We start from the raw sequence: 24114 nt of genomic DNA, 5'->3' as shown, positions 1-24114 counted from the left end.
ACCCGATATCGTGCCTATTGAGCGGTTTGCGCTGGAAAGATTTCGCCAAAGAATTCACCCAAGCCGATGGTGAGATTGCGAACACCCTTCATGAACTCAGGATCACTGGTGAGTTGAGCCACATCGCCACCCACGGCATCGATTGTGGCCGTGAGCTGGGCGGCATTGGCGGCCGTCTGCTTGAGGTCACTCAGGGTCTGGGGATTGTCGAGGGAAGCCACGATGTTGTTCAAGTGAGCCGTCGCCGTCTCGAGATTGCGAATCACAGGAGCGGCCTTGGCCAGTTCATCCTGCAGCTGCACCGTCAACGCCTCGAATTCCTTCGTGGAGGCCTCAATCTGCTCAAGCGACGCCGCCACATTGGGAATCACCCGCTCGTCCTGAACCTGGGCCAGCAGCGCCTGCATGGTTGCTGTCACGGTGGAGAGGCTGGGAGCTTCTCGTCCCACCACAGTTCCACCGTTGCAGAGCTGGAGCGTTGGCTGGCAAGCGGCCCCGCGGGGCAAGGGGGCGTTCTGAGGAAGTGGAGGTCCAACGCTCACCAAGGCCACCTGGGCGTCACCCCCAAGGAGCGAGCCTGCCCCCACCGTGGCGGTCACGGGCAGCGGTAGGCGCAGATCAGATTTATTAATTTCGAGCTCAGCCACCACCGCCTCAGGGGTGACCTCAATCGAACGCACTGAACCCACCAAGATGCCCCGGTAAGTGACAGGAGAACGCTCCGCCAAACCTGCTGCGTCGTTGAAACGGGCCGTCAGGGACCAGTGGCCAGCCCCCACACGAACCCCTCGGAGCCAAAGAGCGGTTGAAGCAAATCCGACGATGCCGCCAATCAGCGTGAATCCGACGATGGCATCACGAACACTGCGTCGCATGGTGGTCAGTGCTCCGCCGGTTGCATCGGTCCGCGCAGGCTACCCGTCCTGAACTGGACGACATAGGGGTTGTCGGTGCTGCGAAACGCATCCACCGAGCCTTCCCACTGAAACCGGCCGTCGCAGAGCATCAGCACCCGTTCCGCAGAGCGTTCAATCGTGCTGCGCACATGGCTCACCACCACGGAACAGCCCTGGGCCACGGTGGTGGTTTTCACAATCAAGTCTTCGATCCGCGTGCAAGCCACGGGGTCGAGTCCTGCCGTGGGCTCGTCGTACAACAACAGGGGCATCGACTGATTCCCCCGCTGAGGATCATCAATCAGGGCACGGGCAAAGCTGACTCGCTTCTGCATGCCACCACTCAATTCCCCGGCATAGAGGTGGGCCACGTCATAGAGCCCCACCGCCTCCAGGCAGGCATGCACACGGTCACGAATCTCCTGCCGCGACAGCTGCGTGCGTTCGCGCAAGAGAAACCCGACGTTCTCCTCAACCGTGAGCGATGCCAACAGAGCGGGGTTCTGAAACACCAGCCGCACGTCCGGTGGATCGGTCTGGTCCAGCCGCAGGTAGGTCTGCGGTTGGTTGAAAAGGCGCAGCTCACCACTGGTGGGCAGCTGCAAACCAGCCAGAAGACGCAGCACCGTGGACTTTCCAGCCCCAGATGGGCCCACCACGGCCAACCGCTCCCCCACATGCAGGGTCAGGTTGACCCGATCCAGAACAGGCCGAGGTCCCCACTGCATCGTGAGGTCCCGCATCTCCACAACAGGTTGAGACTGCGGCACGGTCTGGGCCGAAAAACACTGACATCCTGCCGCCTTTCCACAAGCTCCGTACAGTTCAGTGAACTTGCTCATCAAGCCATTCCTTGGCGCTGAAGCCCCCGACAAGCAGACGCCAAGCCCGGATGATGCGCGATCAGCGGCGACGGGATCTGATGACCCGCTCCCAACGGGCCGTGCGCTGGCTGCAACCTGGCCTGGTGGTGAAGCGCTGGCTGCTCACCTCCGGCCTGGGCCTGTTGACGGCACTGCTGGGGGCCGCCGTCTGGGCCGATCTGAAGCCGATCTACTGGATCCTGGAAACCCTCAGCTGGCTGCTGAGCAGCATCACCACCGTGCTACCCCGCGAGATCACCGGACCCCTGGTGCTGCTGATCGGCAGTGGCCTTTTGCTATGGGGGCAGAGCCGCAGCTTCGGCTCGATTCAACAGGCTCTCGCTCCCGACAAGGACACCGTTCTGGTGGATGCCCTGCGGGCCAAGAGCCGCTTGAACAGAGGGCCCAACATCGTGGCCATCGGCGGAGGGACAGGCTTATCGACCCTGCTGAGCGGTCTGAAGCGCTACAGCAGCAACATCACCGCGATCGTCACCGTCGCTGACGACGGCGGAAGCAGTGGGGTGCTCCGTCGGGAACTGGGGGTGCTACCCCCAGGTGACATCCGCAACTGCCTTGCCGCGCTCTCCACCGAAGAGCCACTGCTCACCCGCCTATTCCAATACCGCTTTGCGGCCGGGAGCGGTCTAGAGGGGCACAGCTTCGGCAATCTGTTTCTCTCTGCCCTCTCAGCGATCACGGGCAATCTGGAAACCGCCATCACCGCATCAAGTCGTGTGCTGGCCGTGCAAGGTCAGGTAGTGCCCGCCACCAACGTGGATGTGCAGCTCTGGGCCGAACTTGAAAACGGCCAACGGATCGACGGCGAGAGCAACATCGGCCACGCCCCCAGCCCCATTGTTCGCTTGGGCTGCAGTCCTGAACGACCACCGGCCCTGCCCCGGGCACTCGAAGCGATCGCCAATGCCGACCTGATCGTGCTCGGACCGGGCAGCCTTTACACATCCCTGCTCCCCAACCTGCTGGTGCCAGAACTGGTGGGCGCCATCAAACGCAGCAAGGCCCCCAGGCTCTACATCTGCAACCTGATGACGCAACCCGGCGAGACCGATGGCCTGGATGTGCGCGGTCATATCCGCGCGATCGAGGCACAGCTCGCCACTCTCGGCATTGAGCCCAGACTGTTTAATGCCGTCCTGGCCCAGGACGATCTGCCCGAGTCTGATCTGGTTCGCTACTACCAAAGCCGCGGCGCTGATCCCGTGCGTTGCGATGCGGAAGGGCTCCGCTCAGACGGCTACGACGTCACTCAGGCACCACTGCAGGGGGTCCGGCCGACTGCAACCCTGCGCCACGATTCCCGCAGCCTTGCCCTTGCGGTAATGCGCTTCTACCGAACCCATCGACGCGAACGAGATCAGTAAGCGTCCTGCATTTCGTAGAAATCAGGCTGAACGTAGTCCTTGCGCAGCGGCCATCCTTTCCAGTCCTCAGGCATCAACAAGCGTTTGGGATGCGGATGCCCCTCGAATTGGATGCCATACATGTCGAAGGTTTCACGCTCCTGCCAATCGGCGCCACGGAACAGGCCATAGATCGACGGCAGCGAGGGGCTGCCTTCACGATCGAGGAAGACCTTGATCCTCACTTCCCGTAGCTTGGCTGAGGGATCGGCCGCCATGGCCTCCACCTGTTCAGCCATCGCCAACAGGTGATAGAAGCAAACCAATTGCTCACCGGGGCCTTCGTCGTAGCCCCCTTGGCACTGGAGATAGTCGAAGCCGTTGCTTTTGAGCGCCGCAGCGATCATCGGAAGCACGGCAGCATCAACGCCAATCTGCTCAACGCCCAGGTGATCAGGCTCGAGGCTGTTGTGATCAAAGCCTTGCTTGTTCAGCCATTGGCTCACCGGACCAGGCTCGGGAGCAACAACCGCACCAGCTTCATCCGAAGCGGCTGTCTTCTTGGAAGGAGTTTCGCTCATGACTCGACAGGTTCAGCAGCAGGAGTAAGAACGGCGGCGTCGGTGGCCAGGGTCTGCCCTGCGGGCGCTGCAGCCAGGGCAGCTTTTTGAGATTCAGCCCGAAGGTAAGAACCGGTCACCACAGGCTCAACACGCTTCATCTGGTGAGAGACCGTCACGTAGCGATGGGTCTGCTGATGCTTGCGCCGCTCCGCCAGAGACTCATCTCCAACTTTCTTGCGTAGCTTGATCACGGCATCAAAGATCGCTTCGGGGCGGGGCGGACAGCCAGGCAGATAGAGATCCACAGGAATCAACTTGTCGACGCCGCGAACTGCGGTAGTGGAATCAGCGCTGAACATGCCGCCGGTGATGGTGCAGGCACCCATTGCGATCACGTACTTCGGCTCCGGCATCTGCTCATAGAGCCGAACCAGAGCGGGCGCCATCTTCATGGTGACCGTGCCGGCCACGATCAGAAGGTCGGCCTGGCGCGGGGAACTGCGGGGAACCAGACCGAAGCGGTCAAAATCGAATCGAGACCCGAGAAGCGCAGCAAATTCGATGAAGCAGCAGGCCGTTCCGTAGAGAAGAGGCCAGAGACTGCTCAAGCGTGCCCAGTTGTGGAGGTCATCCAGACTGGTGAGGATGACGTTCTCGCTGAGATCGTTGGTGACGTTTGGGGCACCAATCGGACCGCAGCTGGCTTCGCGCAGACCGCGAACGGCAGCAATGGAGGGGGATGTGTTCTCAGACATAACTAGCTCCACTCAAGGGCGCCTTTACGCCAGGCGTAGGCCAAGGCCACCAGCAAGATGGCAATAAAAATAAGGGCCTCGATGAAGGCCAGCAAGCCAAGACGGTTGAACGCCACAGCCCAGGGATAAAGGAAGACGGTCTCGACATCGAAGATGACGAAGACCAGCGCAAACATGTAGTAGCGGATATTGAATTGAATCCAGGCCCCACCAATGGGCTCCATGCCGGATTCATAGGTGAGCTGGCGCTCACCGGCGCGGCTTTTCGGCGCCACCAATTTGTTGGTTATCAACGCCAGGGCCGGCACTGCAGCCGCAATCAGCAGAAACCCCAGAAAGGCGTCATAGCCGGGCAGGGCAAACATGGAGGTCCCCGTAGACCGGGCCAGTCTGGCATTCACCGCCTGGAGTTGTCGTCGATAGAGTCGTTTGGCCCAGCAACACAGCGGTGAGCGACGAACAACAGTCCGTCCAGCCGGTCGAAACCACCGAAGCGGTGGAACCAGCTGTTGAAACCGCTCCGGAGAGCGACCCAAGGACCCACCGTTTCGAATGTCGCAGCTGCGGCTACGTCTATGACCCCGACGAAGGGGTCAAGAAGGTTGGGATTGACCCCGGCACGGCCTTCGAGGATCTCGATGCGCTTGCTTTCCGCTGCCCCGTCTGCCGCAGCAAGGTGGCCGCTTTCCGCGACATCGGTCCACGTGCCAAGGCCAGCGGTTTCGACGAGAACCTCGACTTCGGCCTTGGGGTGAACCGGATGACACCCGGGCAGAAGAATGTTCTGATCTTCGGCAGCCTCGCCCTCGGCTTCGCCTTTTTCCTGTCCCTTTATTCCCTGCGCTGAGGCCCAGCCATGAAACGTCTGTTGAACTCTTTGAGCCAGCTGCTGCTGGTGCTTGTGCTGGGGGTCAGCCTCAGCGGCTGCGTCACCACCCACGTGCCAACGGCCAGCACGAGCCCCTGGCAGGCCATGGATCTCGACACCCAGGCCAACCCGCTGGATGTGGCCTTCACAGACAGCCGCCACGGCTACCTGGTGGGCAGCAACCGGATGATCCGGGAAACCAACGATGGGGGTGCCCATTGGAATGAGCGCAGCCTGGATCTGCCTGACGAAGAAAACTTCCGCCTGATCAGCATCGATTTCGATGGCGATGAAGGCTGGATCGCCGGACAGCCCGGGCTGCTGATGCACAGCGACGACGGCGGCCAGAACTGGACCCGCCTGTTCCTCGACACCAAACTGCCCGGCGAGCCTTACCTGATCACCGCCCTGGGCAGCCATTCCGCAGAGTTGGCCACCAACGTGGGTGCGGTCTACGAGACCCACAACGACGGCAACAGCTGGGAAGCCAAGGTGACCGATGCCGCCGGTGCCGTCCGTGATCTGCGTCGCAGCAGGGACGGCAGCTACGTGAGCGTGAGTGGCCTCGGCAACTTCTACGCCACCTGGGAGCCGGGTGATTCCGTCTGGCAAGTGCACCAGCGGGTGAGCAGCCAGCGGCTGCAGAGCATCGGCTTCCAGCCCGACGGCAACCTCTGGATGGTGGCCCGCGGCGCGCAGATTCGCCTCAACGATGAGCCCGGCAACTTCGACAGCTGGAGCAAAGCCATCATCCCGATCACCAACGGCTACGGCTACATGGACCTGGCCTGGGATGACGACGGCGCCATCTGGGCCGGCGGTGGCAACGGCACATTGCTGGTGAGCCGAGACGGCGGCGACAGCTGGGAGAACGACCCCGTCGGAGACCGTCAGCCCAGCAACTTCACCCGCATGGTGTTCGACGGGGAGCACGCCTTTGTGCTGGGTGAGCGGGGCAACCTGCTGCGCTGGGTGGGCAACGCTGTGTAACTGCGACAACGCCTCAGCCTCAGCTCACCTGAGCCACCTCCTAAGATCATCGTCCTGACACGCCCAAAGCCATGGCCGCCGGCTCAACAGGAGAACGCCCGTTCTTCGAAATCATCACGAGCATCCGTTACTGGGTGATCCACGCCGTGACACTGCCTTCCATCTTTTTGGCAGGCTTCCTGTTCGTGTCCACCGGCCTGGCCTACGACGCCTTCGGGACACCCCGTCCTGACGCCTATTTCCAAGCTTCGGAAAGCAAAGCTCCCGTGGTGAGCCAGCGCTACGAGGGCAAATCTGAACTCGACTTCCGTCTGAAATAAGTAATGACACAAGCTCCTCCTGTCGCCACAACGCCACGCAACTATCCGATCTTCACGGTGCGTTGGCTGGCGTTGCACACCCTCGGCATCCCGACGGTGTTTTTCCTGGGCGCCCTTGCCGCGATGCAGTTCATCCGCCGCTGATCCGAACCATGGAACGCAATCCCAATCCCAACAACCTGCCGGTTGAACTCAACCGCACCAGCCTGTACCTGGGTCTGCTGTTTGTCTTTGTGACCGGCGTGCTCATGTCCAGTTACTTCTTCAACTGAGGATTATTCGATGAGCGGAAAAAAATCCCCGTATCCCGACGGTCGAATTCCCGATCGCAATCCTGATGGCACACCGGCTGTGCCCTGGAGAAGCCGCTGGACCGAGGGCGTCCTTCCCCTCTGGCTGGTGGCCACTGCAGGTGGAATGGCCGTTCTGTTTGTAGTAGGCCTGTTTTTCTACGGCTCCTACACCGGTGTTGGCTCCGCCTGATCGGAAGCCCTTGACTCAGCAAAAGCCCTCTGTTTTTGTCCAGGGGGCTTTTTTGATGGGACAACGCTGCGACGACATTGCTGCCTGACGACAGGCGATCAGACGCCGTAAAAGGAGCGATACCAATCGGCAAAACGCTGCACGCCAGTTTCGATCGGCGTTGAGGGCTTGAAGCCCACCCACGCTTCCAGAGCTGCGGTATTGGCGGCGGTGGCCACCACATCGCCCGGCTGGATGGGCTGGAAATCCTTGATGGCTTCGCGGCCCAGAGCCTCCTCCATCACCTCGATGAAGCGCAGCAAAGGCGTGGGTTGGCTGTTGCCGATGTTGAACACCCGGTGCGGTGCCGCGGCCGTGGCGGGATCAGGGGCCAGTGGGTCGAAGTCGGGGTTCGCGGTGGCGGGTTTGTCGCAGCAGCGCAGCACCCCCTCCACGATGTCGTCGATGTAGGTGAAGTCGCGCTGCATCTGGCCGTGGTTGAACACCCGTATCGGGTTCCCCGCCAGAATCGCTTTGGCGAACAACATCGGTGCCATGTCGGGCCGGCCCCAGGGGCCATACACGGTGAAAAATCGCAGGCCCGTGGCCGGCAGCCCATAGAGATGGCTGTAGGTGTGCGCCATCAGCTCGTTGGCCTTCTTGCTGGCGGCGTAGAGGCTCACCGGATGGTTCACCGGCTGCTGCTCATGAAAAGGCAGATTACGGTTTCCGCCATACACCGAACTGCTCGAGGCATAGACCAGGTTTTCGGTGCCGTGGTGGCGGCAACCTTCCAGCAGATGGCCAAAGCCCACAAGATTGCTCTGGATGTAAGCCGCCGGGTTCTCCAGGGAGTAACGAACCCCGGCCTGGGCCGCCAAGTTGACCACCACGGTCGGCTTCTCGGCAGCAAACAACGCCATCAGGGCATCGCCGTCTTCCAAAGCCATTTCCACAAAGCGCCAATCACCCTTCTGGGCGACCGCCTCGATCTGACGCATCCTGGCTTGCTTCAAGGCTGGGTCGTAGTAGTCGTTCAGGTTGTCGAGGCCAACAACTCTGTCTCCCTGCTGCAGCAGGCGCTGACTCAGGGCAGCTCCGATGAAACCAGCAGCGCCGGTGACCAGGACGGTGCGTGCCATCAACCCTCTCCGTCGCCAACCCGCCATAGGCAAAGGCCAGCAGCTTTGATCTGGGCAGGATCGGCGACAGCCCTGGCATCAAAGACCCAGGCCGGCTTGCGCATCCGTGCGGCCAGAGCCTGCCAGTTCAGATTGCGGTAGTGCTGCCATTCCGTGAGCACGAGAACGGCATCAGCGCCCATCACGGCATCCTCAACGCTTCCGGCCTCAGCCCAACTGCCAATACCACTCAGTCGATCCACCTGAGAGGCCGGCTCCTGATTCAGATCCCGAGCCATCTGATCGGCTTTCACCTTTGGATCGTGGATGACGAGTTGCGCGCCCTCCTCCAGCAGGTCTTGACAGATGCGAATCGCCGGTGCCTCACGGGTGTCGTTGGTGTCGGCTTTGAAGGCAAAACCAAGAATCGCCAGGCGCTTTCCCGTCACGGTGCCGAACAGCTTCTGCACCACCAACCGGGCAATGCGGTGCTGTTGCCAGGTGTTCAACGCCACCACGCTCTCCCAATAATCCGCCACCTCGGGCAAGCCGAAATGGCGGGAGAGGTACACCAGATTGAGGATGTCCTTCTGGAAACAGCTGCCACCGAATCCGGGCCCGGCATTGAGAAATTTCGGGCCAATACGGCTGTCGGTGCCAATCGCCCGGGCCACCTCGCGCACATCAGCCCCGCTGGCCTCGCAGAAGGCCGCAATCGAGTTGATCGAGCTGATCCGCTGGGCCAGAAAGGCATTGGCGGTGAGTTTGGAGAGCTCACTGCTCCAAAGGTTGGTGCGCAGGATCTGCTGCTGCGGAACCCAGTGGGCGTAGATCTCTGCGAGGGCATCAATGGATCCTGAATCATCTCCACCGATCAACACCCGGTCTGGGGCTTCCAGATCGCGAATGGCTGTTCCCTCTGCCAGGAACTCGGGATTGGACAGCACCGAGAACGTGCGCTGATCCTCTCCGTCACATGCCGCTTCCAAAATGTTTTTGATCACAGCCGCCGTGCGCACCGGCAGGGTGCTCTTCTCCACCACGATCGTGTGGCCTTGGGCCGCCTTGGCCACAGTGCGTGCGCAGGCCTCCACCCAGCGCAGGTCACTGGCCTGGCCCGCCCCCAGGCCTTTCGTCTTTGTTGGTGTGTTCACCGAGATGAACACCATGTCGGCATCCGCAATCGCGGCTTCCACGGCCGTGGAAAAGCTGAGATTGCGCCCCCGGGCCCGGCCCACCACGGCATCCAGACCAGGCTCATACACCGGCAATCGGCTCAGGTCTGGATCGTTCCAGGCATCAATCCGTGCCTGGTTGAGGTCCACCACCGTGACCTGCACCTGCGGACAACGATCCGCGATCACCGCCATGGTTGGGCCACCCACGTAGCCAGCACCAATGCAGCAAATGCGTTGAATCGTCACGCCTCAGGCTGATCGCATAGTGCAAGGACCTTACGGAACGAATCGATCGTCGGGTCCAAGCCCTGCTCCAGTGACACAGTCGGCTGCCACTTCAACTGCTCGCGAGCCAGGTCGATCACCGGCTTGCGCTGCATCGGATCATCCTCAGGCAAGGGTTTCTCGATCAACGGCAAAGCCGGGTTGATCCGCGCGCGCACCAGCTCGGCCAGCTGGCGGATGGTGAATTCATCCGGATTTCCAATGTTCATCGGTCCCGTATGGGCTCCATTCATCAGCCGAATCATTCCCTCGATCAAGTCGCTCACGTAGCAGAACGATCGGGTCTGGGACCCATCCCCGTAGAGGGTCAAAGGTTCACCTCGCAGGGCTTGAACGATGAAGTTGCTCACCACGCGGCCATCGTCGGGCAGCATTCGAGGCCCGTAGGTGTTGAAAATCCGCATCACCCGCACGTCCACACCACTCATGCGCTGGTAGTCAAAGCAGAGGGTCTCGGCGATGCGCTTGCCCTCGTCGTAGCAACTGCGGATGCCGATCGGGTTCACACAGCCGCGGTAGCTCTCCGGCTGGGGATGCACCTCCGGATCGCCATAGACCTCACTGGTGCTTGCCAGCAGCAAGCGAGCTCCCACCCGTCTGGCCAGCCCCAGCATGTTGTAAGTCCCAAGGAAGCTGGTTTTGGCGGTCTTGACCGGGTTGAACTGGTAGTGCACTGGAGAAGCCGGGCAGGCCAAGTGCCAGATCCGATCCACCTCCAACTTGATCGGCTCGGTGACGTCATGACGGATCAGCTCAAAACGGGGATGACCGATCCAATGGGCAATGTTGGCCTTGCGCCCAGTGAAGTAGTTGTCGAGGCAGATCACCTCCTGCCCGGCCTCCATCAGCCGGTCAATCAGATGGGAGCCGAGAAACCCAGCACCTCCAGTAACCAGATTGATCTGCATGTTCAATGGGTTCCCAGTAACTCCACAATCGCGTCAACAGGTTGGATCGCAACAGTGGATTCCTCAGCCTGCTGGTTCAACGCCTTCAGGCGCACCTCACCGCGCTCAGCCTCGTCCTCACCGATCACCAAGGCCCAAGGTGCACCACTGCGATCGGCCCGCTTGAACTGCTTGCCGAAAGCGGAGCCCGACGCATCCAACTCCACCCGCAGCCCTGAAGCCCGTAGGCCCCGGGCCAACGCAAGAGCAGACCGCTCCGCCGCATCACCACGGTTCACGACGTAAACATCAGGAGCTGCGGCCGCCGTCAACCTCGCAGCTACACCCTGAGCATCCGCCTGGGCTGCTGCTTCCAACACCAGCAACAACCGCTCCATTCCCAAGGCCCAACCGATGGCGGGGGTCTGGGGACCTCCCAACTGACCAATCAGGCCGTCGTAACGACCACCACCACAGACGGTGGCCTGGGCCCCGAGCTGATCACTTGTGATCTCAAAGGCCGTATGGCTGTAGTAGTCCAAACCACGTACCAGCCGAGGATTGAGCCGGAAAGGAATCCCCAGGGCAGTCAGACCTCGCTGCACCTCTTCGAAACGTTTACGGCTGGCATCAGAAAGGGCATCCGCAAGGGTGGGTGCATCTGCCAGTAGCGCCTGGGTGTCCTTGTTTTTGGAGTCAAGGATGCGCAACGGATTGGTGCTGAGCCTTGCCTGGGAATCGGGATCGAGCGCCTCAGAGCGCTGCTCGAGCCAGGCCACCAGAGCCTTGCGGTAGGCCTGCCGGTCCTCCGACGAACCAAGGCTGTTGAGTTCCAGCTCCAAGCCACCGACACCCAGGCTGGCCAGCAAGTCCCAGGCCAGAGCAATCACCTCAACATCACTTCGGGCTCGTTCCGCCCCAAGCCACTCCACACCGATTTGGTGAAACTGCCGCTGCCGGCCCGCCTGAGGGCGCTCGTAGCGAAACATCGGCCCCGAGTACCAGAGCTTCTGGGCACCCTGACTGAGCAGGCCGTGCTGGAGGGCAGCACGCACCACGGATGCAGTGCCCTCCGGCCGCAAGGTGCAGGAGCGATCGCCGCGATCCTGAAAGCTGTACATCTCCTTGCCCACCACATCAGTTCCCTCACCGATGCCACGACAAAACAGATCGGTCGACTCCAACAGCGGCGTTCGAATCTCACCAAACCCGGACCGCCGAAAGTGCTCTCGTGCCTGGGCCTCCACCGCCTGCCAGCGCTGCAGTGCCTCTGGCAACAGATCCACCATGCCTCTGAGGCTCTGGAGCTGACTCACAACACCGGACCCATCACAACAGCGGATCAGTCTGCCCGCTGGCGGCAGTTGCTTCAAAATCAGACGATGTTCGGAACTCCGAGGTGCATGGGCAGCCGTGTTTTGGTGACCGGCGGCGCCGGTTTCATCGGCAGCCACACCTGCCTGGTGCTCCTGGAAGCCGGCCACGACCTGCTCGTCCTCGACAACTTCTCCAACAGCTCTCCGGAAGCCCTCAGCAGGGTGTCCGCCCTCTCCGGAGTGTCCCTGAACGGCACACGGCTGCAGATCGAGCACGGGGACATCCGCAACCCCCACACCCTTGACCAGCTCTTTTCAGATGCTGCCGCCAACGATCGTCCTTTCGATGCCGTCATTCATTTCGCCGGCCTCAAAGCCGTTGGCGAGTCCGTCCAGAAGCCCCTCCTTTATTGGGATGTCAACGTCGCCGGCTCCCGTACCCTTCTCGCCGCCATGGAGGCCCATGGCTGCCGCACCCTCGTGTTCAGCAGCAGCGCCACGGTCTACGGCTTTCCTGCAAACGTCCCCATTGCTGAATCAGCGCCCATTCAACCGATCAACCCTTACGGATTTTCCAAAGCCGCTGTTGAACAGATGCTCGCGGATCTCAACACCAGCGCGCCCAACACCTGGCGAATCGCTTGCCTTCGCTACTTCAACCCCGTAGGCGCCCACCCCAGCGGCCAGATCGGGGAAGATCCTCTCGGCATCCCCAACAACCTCTTCCCCTTCGTATCCCAGGTCGCCGTCGGACGTCGCGATCAGCTCCAAGTGTTTGGCAGCGACTGGCCGACCCATGACGGCACCGGGGTGCGCGACTACATCCATGTGATGGATCTTGCCGACGGCCACAAAGCCGCCCTCGACAGCCTCCTGAATGCTGAACCACAGCACCTCATCTGCAACCTCGGCAGCGGCGCCGGGGCCAGTGTTCTCGACGTGGTCAACGCCTTCGCCGCCGCCAGCGGCCAACACATCCCCTATGCCCTTGTCGATCGACGGCCTGGCGACGCTGCTATCACCATCGCTAACCCCACACGAGCTGCCAACACCCTCTCCTGGCGTACAAAGCGCACGCTGAACGACATCTGCCGTGATGGCTGGACCTGGCAGCAGGCCAACCCAATGGGCTACAGGAAATCCGCATGACATCAGCCGGGGCACTGGTGCTTGCCGGCGGGGGGCACAGCCACGCACTTCTGCTCAAACGTTGGGCCATGCGGCCCCAGCACCGGCCTGATCGACGCATCGTGCTCGTCAATCGCCTTGGATCAGCGCTGTACTCCGGAATGCTGCCGGCCTTAATCGCCGGCCTTGAACAACAGAACAACGTTGAGATCGACCTGCGTCAGCTCTGCGATCGCGCCGGCGCGGCTTTCGTGCAGGCGGAGATCTGCGGAGTTGATCTAGGACGGCAGTTGCTGCAATTGAGCAACCGACCTGCCCTTCCTTACGCCCTGCTGAGCTTGGACGTCGGAGCGGTCAGCCGAGGCAGCGACGCTGAAGGAGTGGCCATCAAACCCCTGGAGCCGGCCCTGGCCTTTCTGGCAGAGCAAGAGCCCAGCAGCGCAACTCCCTTTCGCGTGGTGGGGGCAGGGCCGGCCGGCCTCGAAGTGGTGCTTGCCCTGCGCCGCCGCTGGCCCCAACGCCCACTGCAACTGCAGAGCCACCCTCAGCAACTGGGAGCACTGGAGCGCCAGATGCTTGCCACAGCACGGGTGCAACTCGTGGAAGGCGACGTAGACAGCAATAGCTGCACCAGCCTGCGCTGCACCGGCAGTCGGGCGCCCAGTTGGATCGAAACCAGTGGCATGCCGGTGGACCCCGATGGCCGGGTGCGCACCAATCGATTCCTGCAGGTGGAAGGGCACGACAACGTGTTTGCAGCTGGCGACTGCGCCGTGATCTCCAACGCGCCGCGGCCTGCATCAGGAGTGTGGGCCGTTCGCGCTGCCCAACCACTGGCCCAAAACCTCGAAGCCCATTGCCGCAAACAGGCCCTACGTCCCTGGCATCCACAGCGTTGGGCCCTGCAGCTCATCGGGGACCAGCATGGACAGGCTTGGGCCCGTTGGGGTGATTGGCAGTTCGGTCCATCAGCACTGCTCTGGCGATGGAAGCGAAGGATCGACCAACGCTTTCTCGAAGCATTCCGGAACGCCGGTGCCATGGCCCCGAACACCCCGATGGCCTGCCGTGGCTGCGCCGCCAAGCTCCCCGCCCAGCCTTTGGAAGCAGCGCTGCAACAGGTGGGAATCAGCGGATCTCCAGAGGATGCTGCCCAGATTCCCGGCGAACCGCTGTTGCTGCAGAGCGTGGATGGATTCCCAGCCTTGCTGAGCGATCCCTGGATGAACGGTCGCTTGACTGCCCTGCACGCCAGCTCCGACCTGTGGGCTTGCGGGGCCACTGTGGACAGCGCCCAAGCCATCGTGACGCTGCCAGCTCTGGAGAATGGGGATCAGCAGGAGCTGTTGGCCCAGACCTTGGCCGGAGTGAACTCAGTCCTGCAGGAGCAGGGGGCATCCCTGATTGGCGGCCACACGTTGGAAGCCCGCAGCGATACGCCCAAACCGGCGGAACTGGGACTTCAACTGACGCTCTGTGTCAACGGACGCAGCCATGGAACGTCCTGGCGGAAAGGGGGGATTCAGCCGGGGGATGCGCTGCTTTTGAGCCGCCCCCTGGGCACCGGCGTGCTGTTTGCCGCTGCCATGGCGGGAGCGGTGCCGCCAGCCGCGATCGACGGTGTCCTGGCGGTGATGACCTGCAGCCAACACCAGCTGCTGGACCAGCTTCGGCCGCACCGGGACGAGATCCATGCCTGCACGGACATCACAGGCTTCGGGCTGTTGGGCCATCTGGGAGAAATGCTGCAGAGCAGCGCACCCCTGCAGGTCAAGCTATTTGCCGACTCCATTCCTGCCTATCCCCAGGCTCTCGAGCTGCTGGAACGTGGCTTGGCCAGCAGCCTCGCCCCCGCCAATCGACGCAGCTGGCACTGGCTGGACTCCACTGTGCAGCTCAACCAAACCCCATCCCAGGGCCTACTGGAACTGCTCGTGGATCCGCAGACCTGTGGCCCACTGCTTTTGGCCTGCCCAGAAAGCACAGCCGCATCTCTTCTCAGCGAAGGACCCTGGCGGCAGATTGGCATTGCAGCAGTCGGGCATAACTGAGATCACCGGAGCGGTCCCGACAGGTGTACCCCTCCCTTTCAACCTGCTCCTGCATCGGCTGCATCTTGCGGGTCAATTTCGGCAACGGTCCGCTGCTGGCCAGCCAAAGCTCCCGCGGCAAGGGTGGCATGGCCAAACGTCGCTCCAACGCATGGCGATTCCCCCAAGGGACAGGGTCTTTGGGAATCCGACCCATGACCTCTTCCATGCGATCACTCAGATTGAGCAAACGGGATCGCGGGCTATAACGCTCCACCAAACCGCTGGTGCGCTGGCTGATCAGCCGGAACTGATCCTGTTCACGTGCACCGCCTGCAACCGGATCCAGTTCGGCAAAACCAGGCCCCCACCAACTGGCCAGCAACAGACCCAGCACGAGCAGAGAACAGCAGCGCCCCACACGATTCAGATCCAAACCACCGATCTGAACCGCCACGACGGGCACCACCGCTGGCACCAGCACCACGAAATAGCGGCTGAAGGCCATCGGCTTCACGAACGACACAGCAACAACACCGATCACCATCAACAAGGACGGCACCAGACCGCTTCGATCAAGCAGATCAAGCTTCGGCCAAGGCAAACGGTGCAACCCTCCCCAGCGCCTCAGAACCACCAGCAACGCCAGGATCAGTGCCAATTTGGGCAGGGGCCACAGACCAAGACCGCGAGCCAAGATCTCTTCAAACAGCGCGTAATCCGGCGGCCCAATCCAGCTGCCTGCTCGAGAGCTGAACAGATAGTCCGCGGCATAGGCCATCCAGGCCAGGGCCGGAAGGGCTCCGATCAAAGCGGCAGTCGACATGGACCAACGGCGCTGCCAACCATCCCAAGCCGCAGCCGCGAGCACCAAAAAAAGACCATAAAAATGCGTCAGTCCGACCAACGCAGCCGTGATTCCGTAAGCAATGGGATGGGCTGAACGACGCCACCACCACGCCAAGGAGAGCAAAAGAACAAGCAGGGCGTAGCTCTTGCCCTCAATCGCAAAACGGATGGGATATGGACTGCAGAACACAAGCAGCGCTGCGATGACCGCCACCTGGGGACGCTTCTCGCCCAAGACCATGGCCTGACACACCATCACCAGACCACCCGCTACGTAAGCCAGCCAAGACAGCAATCGGAGGCTGATGGGGTTCTGACCAACCAAATGTCCCCAAAGCCAGAGCAGGGTGTAATACGCCGGGGGGTGAGTGTCCTCCCGCAACATCGCCATCAACCTGCTGAAGCTGGGCTGAAAACTCTTGCCGACGCTGTACAGCTCATCCCCCCAGAGCGCTGTGGCATCGACCAATAGCAAGGCCCGGAGGCCAAAAGCCAGGCAGAGAGATGCCACTACAACAAGCCCAATGCGTTTCATCGGCTTCGAACCTGGGCTGCACTGCACTGCCATACCTCAGACCAGGGCCAATGCAGCGGTATCCAGGGATGAACCATTCCTGAAATTCAGCCTAACCGGGCCACCAATGTCCCATCTCCGCCCAGGCCCAGAATCACGGCAGCTGATGGATGACGCAGCAGCTCTTCAGGGTGGGATCCATTGAGGAAGTCAGGGGTTCGACACCAGTTCGGTTCAACCGGAGCTCGTCACAGGCTCGATCGGGGCCAGGCGAGGATCCAGAATTTTTGGACCCATCCCTGCGAACTTGACCGCGATGGACACCTTCTCGCCACTTCCAAAGGTGTGGGTGATTTCACCAACCCCAAAGCTGGCATGGACGACCTGATCGCCAACTTGCCAGCTGCGCCCAGGGGCTGGACCGGCCTGACGGCGACGCACAGCATTGGCGGGGGCCGATGACGGCTTGTCGCGGTCCACGCGGGTCAGCCGGTCAAGGCGCCGCTCACGCCGGAGTGCTGCCCCACCGGTCTGGGGGAGATCTCCCTGAATCAAGGCTTCAGGCAACTCAGACAAAAAGACCGAAGGGACGGCCGCTTCGCGCATGCCACCCCAGAGACGACGTTCACAGGCGTGGGACAGGAACAGCCGTTCCTTGGCTCGAGTAATGCCCACATAACAGAGCCGACGCTCCTCCTCGAGCGAAGCCGGGTCGTCCAGGGAGCGGTAGCTGGGGAACAATCCCTGCTCAAGACCCACCAAACTCACTACCGGGAACTCCAGACCCTTGCTGCTGTGCAGCGTCATCAAGGTGACGCGATCAGCCGCAGTGTCTTTGTTGTCGGCATCGCTCGACAAAGCTGCCGTGGCCAGAAATCCCTCCAGGTCGCCCTCATCGTTTTCCTCCTGGTACTGCAGAGCGGCGTTCACCAATTCCTGCAGGTTGCGGCGGCGCTCCTCAGCCTCATCGGTGCCATCGGCAATCAACTCACTGACGTAACCGCTCTTCTCCATCACCTGCTGAATCAGTTCCGATGGCGCCACATCACGACTGCGGGCTTTCAGGTCATTGACGAGATCACAGAACTGAAGAAGACCCTTGGCCGAACGGCCGCCGAGGGAGCGCACCGCTTCGGGATCACTCACCACGTCCCACAGCGGAATCCCCAGTTGATTGGCCGCATCGGTGAGGCGCTGAATCGTGGTCTTGCCGATGCCCCGTTTCGGCACATTGATCACCCGCAGCAGACTGACCGTGTCGGCCGGGTTCACCAGCAGCCGCAAATAGGCCAGCAGATCCTTGATTTCGCGACGGTCGTAGAAGCGCAGCCCCCCCACCACGATGTAGGGAATTCCCCAACGCACCAGTGATTCCTCAATCGCACGGGACTGGGCATTGGTGCGATAAAGCACGGCCATATCACCCCAACTCAGCTCGGGGTTGGCGGCTTCCATCGTTCGGAAGCGGTGCACCACGGCTTCCGCCTCCGCAATCTCGTCGTCACAACGGGTAAGGGTGATCAGCTCCCCCTCTCCCCGTGTGGGACGCAGAACCTTGTCGATCCGTTCGCTGTTGTTGGCGATCAGGGCATTCGCTGCCTCGAGAATCGTGGCGGTTGAGCGGTAGTTCTCCTCCAGCTTCACCATCGTTCGGGTGGATTCGTCCGGCGCCTGATCGCCGAAATCGTCCTGGAAGCCCATCAGGATCGTGAAATCAGCCGCACGGAAGCTGTAAATACTTTGGTCGGCGTCACCGACCACAAAGACGGAACGGCCTGACCAGTCCTCAACCTCCTGAGGATCCTTGCCATCGGTGACCAACAACTTGATCAGGTCGTACTGGGTTCGGTTGGTGTCCTGGTATTCATCCACCAGCACATGACGAAAGCGGCGGTGCCAGTAACTGCGCACCTGCTCGTTCTGCTGGAGCAACTGCACTGGCAGCAGCAGGAGGTCATCGAAGTCGAGGGCGTTGTTGGCGGCCAGTGCCTTGCGGTAACGCCGGTAGACATCGGCGGTGAGTTTGCCCCGCTGACCTTCGGCGTTCGCCTCAAGCTGGTCTGGTAGCCAACCCTGGTTCTTGGCATTGCTGATGGCCCAGCGGGTCTTTTTCGGCTCAAAACGCTTGGGATCAAGCTGCAGCTCCTGGGTCACGATCTCCTTGACCAGGCTCTGGGCATCGGCCTCGTCGTAGATCGAAAACTGCTTGGTCCAGGTGAGTCCTTCCGCGTCCTTGAACTTGTCGATGTCGTAGCGGAGCAGCCGCGCAAACAGGGCATGGAAGGTGCCGATCCACAACTCCTTTGTCACCTCCCTGTAAATACGTGAGCGCAGCTGGCGCTGCTCCACAGGGGGCAGGGTGCTCCAAGGCTGGCCGTACTGGCTCTGGGCCAGACGCTGCGCCAAGAGAAGCTCAAGCCGCTCCTTCATCTCGCGGGCAGCTTTATTGGTGAAGGTCACCGCCAGGATCTGAGCGGGATCGGCACCGTGCTCACCGATCAGGTGAGCAATCCGATGGGTGAGGGCGCGCGTTTTGCCACTGCCAGCGCCCGCCACGACCAGCAGAGGCCCCTCGTGATGATCGACAGCCCGTCGTTGGGCGTCGTTAAGGCCTGCCAAAAAACCCATCGACTGACGGTACGGGAGTTCTTAGTTGTGCTGCATGGGCCCACGCGGTGCCGGTGCCACCCAAGCAACGGCTAAAAGGTAACCACTGATCACCTGCTGCAGAGATGTTTTCAGCAGCGTGGATTCCACCAACGCTGAAGCAAGAATGAACAGTGCACAGGACAGACCGATCAAGCAGAGGGGTGCTGCATCACCCCCAAGACCAAGGAATAAACGATGCAAAATAACAGCGAAAGCCACCACCATGAGCATCAAGGTCAACAGGCCTTGGTCTGCAAGTGCCTGCACAAAAACGTTGTGCGCATGAGGAATTCCCTTCGTGCGGCCAGGAAGAAACACTCTTTGTGCACAATGATCAGACACCCTGTCGTAGCCCTGACCAATTACCAGTTCAGGCAATGATTTCAACGATTGCTCCAAGAAACACTGTGCTATTTCAGCCCGACCGACATCACTTTGATCATTAGCAGCTATAGGACCGGAGGGCCAATACAGCGCGAAGTTGAACAGCAGTGAGAGCAGCAGTAGAGCAGTCACAAGAAAGCGAGCTTGCTTTGCCACCCAATGGCGATGACGCCAGCACAGCTCTGTCACAACCACAATCGCAAAAGGGAAGATCAGAGCAGCCCGAGATCCCGTAGCACACGCCAACAAATAGCTGAGGCCACCAATCACTCCAGCTACTGCCGACCTCCATGGCCACTTCTCAAGACGCCAAAGGCCATAGCCGACCAGCGAAAACAAGCCATAGAGATAAGCCGATCGGTTAATCGTTAACTTCTGAATGCGTATTGCTTCCTTGGGCAAAGCGTCGCGCAGAGACGACCAAGGAATCACATCAACATTGCCGTTAAATCGAGAAAGCTCCAAAAAAGGCAGTGAAACAATTACCGTTGCCAAAACAATCCACATCGAGATTCGCCACTGATCTTTGGATTGCTGAAGGCCAGCAGCAAAGGCAAGCAACACCAGCAACAAATCTGTGGGAGCCGAAGCGCTCAAGGGATGGATCACCGCACTAAGAATGATGCTGATCGCCCCAATCAACACGCCGTACACCGGTTGTGAGGGCAGCCATCGTGCGAACTTCAGGGCACACCAAGTGGCAAGGAAGCAGACCATTACTACTGGGTTACCACTGCGCTCCCAAATGAAGCCCATCAGCGAGAGCGGAAGCAGCAGATCCAGCCAAGGAGATTTGAGGTAGTTGATCAAACCTGACAAGACAAGCCCTTGGAAGAGTCCTTAGCCTGCCAGAACCAAACCACTGAAGGCTTTGACACGAGCGAAGAGGCCAACAGAGAAAGCTTGGCCGACAGCTGCAATGAACCATGCACATTCAAGATCGAGCACAGACTGGATTCGCAATAGGAGAGGGACAAGAGGATGCGACAAATGCTGCGTGAATGGCACTGGCAACGGCTCAAAACACCACTGGCCCAGTTGCAGCTCTTGGTGTTGGACGTTGATGGTGTGCTCACGGATGGAGGCCTATGGCTGGATCCGGAGGGTCAACTGCAGAAACGCTTCGACGTTCGCGATGGTCTCGGCCTGAAACTGCTGCAACAAGCCGGGATCGAACTGGCTTTGCTCAGCGGTGGCCATGGCGGTGCCACAGAAGCACGGGCACGCCAACTGAACATCAACCACTGCCTGGTGGGCATCCAAGACAAACCACCCTCACTCAAGGCACTGCAACAACGCTTGGGGATTGCGCCAAACAACACCGGTTTTGTGGGCGATGACCTCAACGATCTCGCCGTCCGCCGCAACGTGAAGCTCCTACTGGCTCCAAGTGACGCTTGTCGGCCAATACGCCGCCAAGCAGATGCCGTGCTGCATCACAAGGGAGGTCATGGCGCCGTGCGCGAACTGGCTGAGCGGGTTCTGAAAGCCCGAGGGATCTGGGCAACTCTTGCCGACCAGGGCTGGCGGGATCGCAACAACTAACCACCTGCTTCAGCACATCTGCTGAAGTTGTTGATCTCTCAAACGACGCAGCGCATCGCCGAGGGCGGGACCTGCCGAAACGCCCTGAGCCATGAGCTCGCGGGCACTCACTGGTGATCTCACATGCCGCCAACGCCCCCACCACCGCAGCAATGGTCGACGGAATGCGTTGTTGTCGAGCACAGCAAGCGCCACCACCTCAGGTTCCCAGCGCTTCTGCTCGAGGCGCCGGGTCCAATCCAGGGCACCCCAGCCATCCCATGGCAATTGGCTGACCTCATCATCCAACCAATGACGAATATCAACCAGTTGATTAAGCCAGAGCTGCTGTTGGTGGGGAAGCTGCAAACGTGAAGCCAAACCGACTGGATCGCCGGCAGCAGCCACTAGGACCACCAAAGCGGGGAGTGCAAGCCGGATTCCCTGAACCAGCCGTCGACGGAGACGACAATCGCGTTGCAAGGCAGGATCAAGCAAAGGCATTGCGGACCATTGCTGCAACAGCGTGAGTGCTTCTTGCCAGGGTTCACGTTCGAACAGCAGCTCCAACTCCATGCGCAACCGGGTGCCCAAGGCAGGAGGCACAGCGTCCATGACGTCGCCTGGCTTCCACGCCCAGGGCCACTGATCCAAAGTGGCTTGCACCTGAACCAACGCTGAGGGTGCCAACTGAAAACCCAAGCGGGCGCCATAGCGGGCGCCACGAAAAACACGGGTGGGGTCATCAGCGACGCTGGTTTCATGCAAGAACACAAGCTGACGCTGCAACAGATGCTCTCGACCCCGATGGGGGTCAAACAATTGAGGGGATCCATCCGGTTGGAGCACTAAAGCCATCGCATTCACCGTGAAGTCACGGCGTGCAAGATCCTGCTCAAGAGTGCCGGCCTGGACATGAGGATTCTCTCCAGGCGCGGGATACGTCTCGGTGCGGGCACAGGCCACATCCAAACGCAACCCATCAATCACGAGTTCAGCGGTCCCAAACTGCTCATGCAGCCGCAACTCGGATACACGATCAGGTCCGTACTGATCCTGCAAATGACTCACAAAATCAGAGGATGAACCTTCCAGCAAAAGGTCAAGGTCCGAAAGCGGACGCCAAGGATCTCGGAGCATTTGATACAACATGAGGTCGCGCACAGCGCCTCCCACCAGGGCAAGACGCACACCAGAAATGCCCGCCTGTTCTGCCAACAAAGCGATTAAATCGCGGTCTAAATCAGGAGCATCAAGGGAAAGATATTGACTCATACCGCCCCAAGCGAAAGATCAGACAAGAGCATCAAGGCCCAAAGAAAAACCAGGAGAGGCAACGGCGAATCGGCCAAAACCAGCGAAAATCAGCCCAAAAGCTTCCGATACTTTGTCGCCCATTCTCGTGGAATGCCACCAAAACGATCAGCCAACTGTTCGGTCATGGGCAGATACTCCTTTGCCAAAGCTCGCTGCAATGCAAGAGGCGGTTGATCTCCACCAGCTGCACTATTAACAGCAGCAGGAACAACCAAATCCTCTCCCAATGGATTTACACCCAAAAATCTAAACATTGAATCCGCGAAAACATTTGGCTCAGCAATGAGCTGCTCAAAAAAACAGCAATGCAGCTGGCCAGCCCCAAATCTCGACTCCACCATCCGAATAGAACGAAGGTAGTCCGACCGGGCAGCTATCGAAGACTTAAATGCATACTCAACAAGACCATCCACACTTGTCGAAGGATCAATGCGACTCTTTTTCATACTATTGCGCAACGCAGACCAAGTCCGCACTACTGGATCTCGCATCACAAAAATCAGACGCAAATCAGGAAATAACGAATGGATTTGATCCCATTCTTGCTTAGACATTGCAGCATAGGCAGGTGTTATTTCTCCCGTCACTTTCCCTTTTCCGCGAGCACGACGAAACAGTTTTCCATACCATTCATCATCACGTGGCAAGAACCAATAACGACAGAACCATCTCGGATTACTGACGGCACGCTTCATGCTCCAGAAACGTGCTCGATGACGCTCATACCGACTCAACACACCGAGCTTGATCGATTGCTTATCGAAGTAATGGAGCTCTTTAACGGGAGTAAGCCAAAGTTGATCATGCTGAGACAAGACACGGTGAAGCCACGTCGTACCAGAACGCTGCGCACCTATGACAATGAAGTGAGGACCAAATTCCTTCATAATCTTAGGCTCAGAATTAACAACTAATTTACATCATTTCATCAGGCCCACAAGAGAGATCATCAGGGCCTCATCCCATATTGAAGCCGAAGCCAAATTACGAAGTGGAGCGAAGCAAGCTTCACAACAAGACGCTGCCAGGGGTTGAGCTTGCTCCTCCAACGCTCATCCAAACGAATTGCAGACTGACGGCTTGTACGTGTGCGCTTATTCCCATTCACATTATGATGATCATGACTGGACCAATCCAACTGCTCCAACTCAAAGTCCAATCCCAAATGCCTCATAATCCGAGTCATAACCTGCTCTGGGAATGAACAAAGCTCTTCATAAGAGACAGTAAGGCAAGGCTTCTGGCGCAGGTACTTATATCTCGACCAAAGACCAGAATAGTACGAACGCAAAGAATGATAAAAGCTTCTCCCTTTCGCCATATTTGAGCAAACAACCCCCTCTGGTCGGCGAACAATATGTATCGGCAAAACATTAATTGACGGATCAGACAGCAAACACTTTAATCGCGTTAACTTCTTGGATGAATCAACAAGCCAACGAGCATTTGTCTTCTCCTGAAGCACAGATAGCAATGCATGGTTGCTGCGCCTGAATTCACTTTCTTGGGAAGAATCGACATGCAATTCAGACAACTGAGGACCACCGGAAGACTGAAGACGATAATCAACATCGCGCCAAAAATCGCACTCTTTATAGTTCGCAGCGCCACAGGCACACACTCCCTTGGCCTTGAGCGTGAGCTGATGAATTTCCCCTAAAGTTACACATTTAGAGTGAGAACCAATCAACATATCCAGAAGCGTTGATCCACTATGACCATTGCCAGTGATATAAATGAGGTTCCAGGACGTCATCTATGACTTGAGCGACAAATCACGTTTATAATAACATGCATGAAATAGAACCCAGTCGGGAATAAGGTGAATAGTTTTCAGCGTGAAATTTTTGC

25 protein-coding genes are annotated in these 24114 nt (G+C 59.6%); 10 read left to right on the top strand and 15 right to left on the bottom strand.

The window, feature by feature from the left end; translation table 11 throughout:
• Nucleotides 1–14: 14 nt before the first annotated feature.
• Both NCN05_RS03910 and NCN05_RS03905 read right to left on the bottom strand, forming a co-directional pair.
• Complete coding sequence (locus NCN05_RS03910) at nt 15–875, bottom strand: MlaD family protein (protein ID WP_250397068.1); 861 nt, start codon at nt 873–875, stop codon at nt 15–17.
• A gap of 5 nt (nt 876–880) precedes the next feature.
• On the bottom strand, nt 881–1639 hold the full coding sequence (locus tag NCN05_RS03905) for an ABC transporter ATP-binding protein (protein ID WP_250397110.1): 759 nt from the start codon (nt 1637–1639) through the stop codon (nt 881–883).
• Nucleotides 1640–1788: 149 nt separating this feature from the next.
• Here NCN05_RS03905 and NCN05_RS03900 point away from each other — a divergent pair, with 149 nt between their 5' ends.
• A complete protein-coding gene (locus tag NCN05_RS03900; RefSeq protein ID WP_250397109.1) occupies nt 1789–3144 on the top strand; it encodes a gluconeogenesis factor YvcK family protein in 1356 nt (451 codons plus the stop codon).
• Here NCN05_RS03900 and NCN05_RS03895 read toward each other — a convergent pair.
• From NCN05_RS03895 to NCN05_RS03885, 3 genes are read right to left on the bottom strand one after another with little or no spacing between them, the layout of a single operon-like run.
• A complete protein-coding gene (locus tag NCN05_RS03895) occupies nt 3138–3704 on the bottom strand; it encodes an NAD(P)H-quinone oxidoreductase subunit J (protein WP_250397067.1) in 567 nt (188 codons plus the stop codon). The genes NCN05_RS03900 and NCN05_RS03895 overlap by 7 nt on opposite strands.
• Nucleotides 3701–4441, bottom strand: a complete 741-nt coding sequence (locus tag NCN05_RS03890) for an NADH dehydrogenase subunit K (protein ID WP_250397066.1) — start codon at nt 4439–4441, stop codon at nt 3701–3703. The genes NCN05_RS03895 and NCN05_RS03890 overlap by 4 nt, the downstream gene beginning before the upstream one ends.
• A gap of 2 nt (nt 4442–4443) precedes the next feature.
• Nucleotides 4444–4806 (bottom strand): NAD(P)H-quinone oxidoreductase subunit 3, encoded by a 363-nt coding sequence (locus tag NCN05_RS03885; protein WP_038551549.1) that lies wholly within the window; start codon nt 4804–4806, stop codon nt 4444–4446.
• A gap of 83 nt (nt 4807–4889) precedes the next feature.
• Between NCN05_RS03885 and NCN05_RS03880 the strand changes: the two genes are divergently transcribed.
• The 6 genes from NCN05_RS03880 (at nt 4890) to NCN05_RS03855 (ending at nt 7102) form a co-directional block, all read left to right on the top strand.
• Complete coding sequence (locus NCN05_RS03880; protein ID WP_186514508.1) at nt 4890–5288, top strand: rubredoxin; 399 nt, start codon at nt 4890–4892, stop codon at nt 5286–5288.
• Nucleotides 5289–5297: 9 nt separating this feature from the next.
• A complete protein-coding gene (locus NCN05_RS03875) occupies nt 5298–6299 on the top strand; it encodes a photosynthesis system II assembly factor Ycf48 (RefSeq protein WP_250397065.1) in 1002 nt (333 codons plus the stop codon).
• 71 nt (nt 6300–6370) lie between these two features.
• A complete protein-coding gene (gene psbE / locus NCN05_RS03870) occupies nt 6371–6619 on the top strand; it encodes a cytochrome b559 subunit alpha (RefSeq protein ID WP_250397064.1) in 249 nt (82 codons plus the stop codon).
• Between the two features lie 3 nt (nt 6620–6622).
• A complete protein-coding gene (gene psbF, locus NCN05_RS03865; RefSeq protein ID WP_006851435.1) occupies nt 6623–6763 on the top strand; it encodes a cytochrome b559 subunit beta in 141 nt (46 codons plus the stop codon).
• An 8-nt stretch (nt 6764–6771) separates the two neighbouring features.
• The gene (gene psbL / locus NCN05_RS03860; protein WP_006852026.1) at nt 6772–6891 is read left to right on the top strand and encodes a photosystem II reaction center protein PsbL; all 120 of its coding nucleotides are present in this window, start codon (nt 6772–6774) and stop codon (nt 6889–6891) included.
• A 10-nt stretch (nt 6892–6901) separates the two neighbouring features.
• Complete coding sequence (locus NCN05_RS03855) at nt 6902–7102, top strand: photosystem II reaction center protein J (protein ID WP_011363231.1); 201 nt, start codon at nt 6902–6904, stop codon at nt 7100–7102.
• 98 nt (nt 7103–7200) lie between these two features.
• Here the strand turns inward: NCN05_RS03855 and NCN05_RS03850 are convergent, their stop codons facing one another.
• Genes NCN05_RS03850 through hisS form a run of 4 tightly spaced genes read right to left on the bottom strand, consistent with a single transcriptional unit; the run spans nt 7201 to nt 11868 of the window.
• Nucleotides 7201–8223 (bottom strand): NAD-dependent epimerase, encoded by a 1023-nt coding sequence (locus NCN05_RS03850; protein ID WP_250397063.1) that lies wholly within the window; start codon nt 8221–8223, stop codon nt 7201–7203.
• Complete coding sequence (locus tag NCN05_RS03845) at nt 8223–9626, bottom strand: nucleotide sugar dehydrogenase (protein ID WP_250397062.1); 1404 nt, start codon at nt 9624–9626, stop codon at nt 8223–8225. The genes NCN05_RS03850 and NCN05_RS03845 overlap by 1 nt, the downstream gene beginning before the upstream one ends.
• Entirely contained in the window at nt 9623–10573 is a 951-nt protein-coding gene (locus NCN05_RS03840) for a UDP-glucuronic acid decarboxylase family protein (RefSeq protein ID WP_250397061.1), read from the bottom strand. Before NCN05_RS03840 ends, NCN05_RS03845 begins: the two co-directional genes overlap by 4 nt.
• 2 nt (nt 10574–10575) lie before the next feature.
• Entirely contained in the window at nt 10576–11868 is a 1293-nt protein-coding gene (hisS, locus tag NCN05_RS03835) for a histidine--tRNA ligase (RefSeq protein WP_250397108.1), read from the bottom strand.
• A gap of 87 nt (nt 11869–11955) precedes the next feature.
• Here hisS and galE point away from each other — a divergent pair, with 87 nt between their 5' ends.
• Both galE and selD read left to right on the top strand, forming a co-directional pair.
• Nucleotides 11956–13017 carry a UDP-glucose 4-epimerase GalE gene (galE, locus tag NCN05_RS03830; protein ID WP_250397060.1) on the top strand — a complete coding sequence of 354 codons (1062 nt, stop codon included), beginning with the start codon at nt 11956–11958 and terminating at the stop codon, nt 13015–13017.
• Nucleotides 13014–15047, top strand: coding sequence for a selenide, water dikinase SelD (gene selD, locus NCN05_RS03825; protein ID WP_250397059.1), 2034 nt, complete (start codon nt 13014–13016; stop codon nt 15045–15047). The genes galE and selD overlap by 4 nt, the downstream gene beginning before the upstream one ends.
• Here the strand turns inward: selD and NCN05_RS03820 are convergent.
• The 3 genes from NCN05_RS03820 to NCN05_RS03810 all read right to left on the bottom strand — a co-directional run bounded on the left by NCN05_RS03820 (nt 14995) and on the right by NCN05_RS03810 (nt 20232).
• Nucleotides 14995–16350, bottom strand: a complete 1356-nt coding sequence (locus NCN05_RS03820) for a glycosyltransferase family protein (protein ID WP_250397058.1) — start codon at nt 16348–16350, stop codon at nt 14995–14997. The genes selD and NCN05_RS03820 overlap by 53 nt on opposite strands.
• 273 nt (nt 16351–16623) lie before the next feature.
• Nucleotides 16624–19017 (bottom strand): UvrD-helicase domain-containing protein, encoded by a 2394-nt coding sequence (locus NCN05_RS03815; protein WP_250397057.1) that lies wholly within the window; start codon nt 19015–19017, stop codon nt 16624–16626.
• Between the two features lie 21 nt (nt 19018–19038).
• Nucleotides 19039–20232 carry an O-antigen ligase family protein gene (locus tag NCN05_RS03810; protein WP_250397056.1) on the bottom strand — a complete coding sequence of 398 codons (1194 nt, stop codon included), beginning with the start codon at nt 20230–20232 and terminating at the stop codon, nt 19039–19041.
• Nucleotides 20233–20403: 171 nt separating this feature from the next.
• On the opposite strand from NCN05_RS03810, the gene NCN05_RS03805 reads away from it, so the two are divergent.
• Entirely contained in the window at nt 20404–20967 is a 564-nt protein-coding gene (locus tag NCN05_RS03805; protein WP_250397055.1) for a KdsC family phosphatase, read from the top strand.
• A 9-nt stretch (nt 20968–20976) separates the two neighbouring features.
• On the opposite strand, the gene NCN05_RS03800 is transcribed toward NCN05_RS03805, so the two are convergent.
• The 3 genes from NCN05_RS03800 to NCN05_RS03790 all read right to left on the bottom strand — a co-directional run bounded on the left by NCN05_RS03800 (nt 20977) and on the right by NCN05_RS03790 (nt 24019).
• On the bottom strand, nt 20977–22221 hold the full coding sequence (locus NCN05_RS03800) for a tRNA nucleotidyltransferase/poly(A) polymerase family protein (protein ID WP_250397054.1): 1245 nt from the start codon (nt 22219–22221) through the stop codon (nt 20977–20979).
• A gap of 89 nt (nt 22222–22310) precedes the next feature.
• Nucleotides 22311–23150 (bottom strand): sulfotransferase family protein, encoded by an 840-nt coding sequence (locus NCN05_RS03795; protein ID WP_250397053.1) that lies wholly within the window; start codon nt 23148–23150, stop codon nt 22311–22313.
• Nucleotides 23151–23212: 62 nt separating this feature from the next.
• Complete coding sequence (locus tag NCN05_RS03790; protein ID WP_250397052.1) at nt 23213–24019, bottom strand: sulfotransferase; 807 nt, start codon at nt 24017–24019, stop codon at nt 23213–23215.
• Nucleotides 24020–24114: the final 95 nt, after the last annotated feature.

Source organism: Synechococcus sp. MU1651 (assembly GCF_023630635.1).
Classification (GTDB): Bacteria; Cyanobacteriota; Cyanobacteriia; order PCC-6307; family Cyanobiaceae; genus Parasynechococcus.
Note: the sequence above shows the minus strand (reverse complement) of the source record. Positions and strands in the feature narration are given on the sequence as shown.

Excerpts from the sequence above, each read along its gene's own strand:
- galE (WP_250397060.1), top strand. The coding sequence starts at position 11,956 with ATGGGCAGCCGTGTTTTGGTGACCGGCGGCGCCGGTTTCATCGGCAGC.
- NCN05_RS03805 (WP_250397055.1), top strand. The coding sequence starts at position 20,404 with ATGCGACAAATGCTGCGTGAATGGCACTGGCAACGGCTCAAAACACCA.
- NCN05_RS03910 (WP_250397068.1), bottom strand. The coding sequence starts at position 875 with ATGCGACGCAGTGTTCGTGATGCCATCGTCGGATTCACGCTGATTGGC.
- psbF (WP_006851435.1), top strand. The coding sequence starts at position 6,623 with ATGACACAAGCTCCTCCTGTCGCCACAACGCCACGCAACTATCCGATC.
- NCN05_RS03800 (WP_250397054.1), bottom strand. The coding sequence starts at position 22,221 with ATGAGTCAATATCTTTCCCTTGATGCTCCTGATTTAGACCGCGATTTA.
- NCN05_RS03890 (WP_250397066.1), bottom strand. The coding sequence starts at position 4,441 with ATGTCTGAGAACACATCCCCCTCCATTGCTGCCGTTCGCGGTCTGCGC.
- NCN05_RS03900 (WP_250397109.1), top strand. The coding sequence starts at position 1,789 with ATGATGCGCGATCAGCGGCGACGGGATCTGATGACCCGCTCCCAACGG.
- NCN05_RS03905 (WP_250397110.1), bottom strand. The coding sequence starts at position 1,639 with ATGCGGGACCTCACGATGCAGTGGGGACCTCGGCCTGTTCTGGATCGG.
- NCN05_RS03795 (WP_250397053.1), bottom strand. The coding sequence starts at position 23,150 with ATGAAGGAATTTGGTCCTCACTTCATTGTCATAGGTGCGCAGCGTTCT.
- selD (WP_250397059.1), top strand. The coding sequence starts at position 13,014 with ATGACATCAGCCGGGGCACTGGTGCTTGCCGGCGGGGGGCACAGCCAC.
- NCN05_RS03790 (WP_250397052.1), bottom strand. The coding sequence starts at position 24,019 with ATGACGTCCTGGAACCTCATTTATATCACTGGCAATGGTCATAGTGGA.
- NCN05_RS03850 (WP_250397063.1), bottom strand. The coding sequence starts at position 8,223 with ATGGCACGCACCGTCCTGGTCACCGGCGCTGCTGGTTTCATCGGAGCT.
- NCN05_RS03875 (WP_250397065.1), top strand. The coding sequence starts at position 5,298 with ATGAAACGTCTGTTGAACTCTTTGAGCCAGCTGCTGCTGGTGCTTGTG.
- NCN05_RS03855 (WP_011363231.1), top strand. The coding sequence starts at position 6,902 with ATGAGCGGAAAAAAATCCCCGTATCCCGACGGTCGAATTCCCGATCGC.
- psbL (WP_006852026.1), top strand. The coding sequence starts at position 6,772 with ATGGAACGCAATCCCAATCCCAACAACCTGCCGGTTGAACTCAACCGC.
- NCN05_RS03895 (WP_250397067.1), bottom strand. The coding sequence starts at position 3,704 with ATGAGCGAAACTCCTTCCAAGAAGACAGCCGCTTCGGATGAAGCTGGT.
- NCN05_RS03885 (WP_038551549.1), bottom strand. The coding sequence starts at position 4,806 with ATGTTTGCCCTGCCCGGCTATGACGCCTTTCTGGGGTTTCTGCTGATT.
- psbE (WP_250397064.1), top strand. The coding sequence starts at position 6,371 with ATGGCCGCCGGCTCAACAGGAGAACGCCCGTTCTTCGAAATCATCACG.
- NCN05_RS03815 (WP_250397057.1), bottom strand. The coding sequence starts at position 19,017 with ATGGGTTTTTTGGCAGGCCTTAACGACGCCCAACGACGGGCTGTCGAT.
- NCN05_RS03840 (WP_250397061.1), bottom strand. The coding sequence starts at position 10,573 with ATGCAGATCAATCTGGTTACTGGAGGTGCTGGGTTTCTCGGCTCCCAT.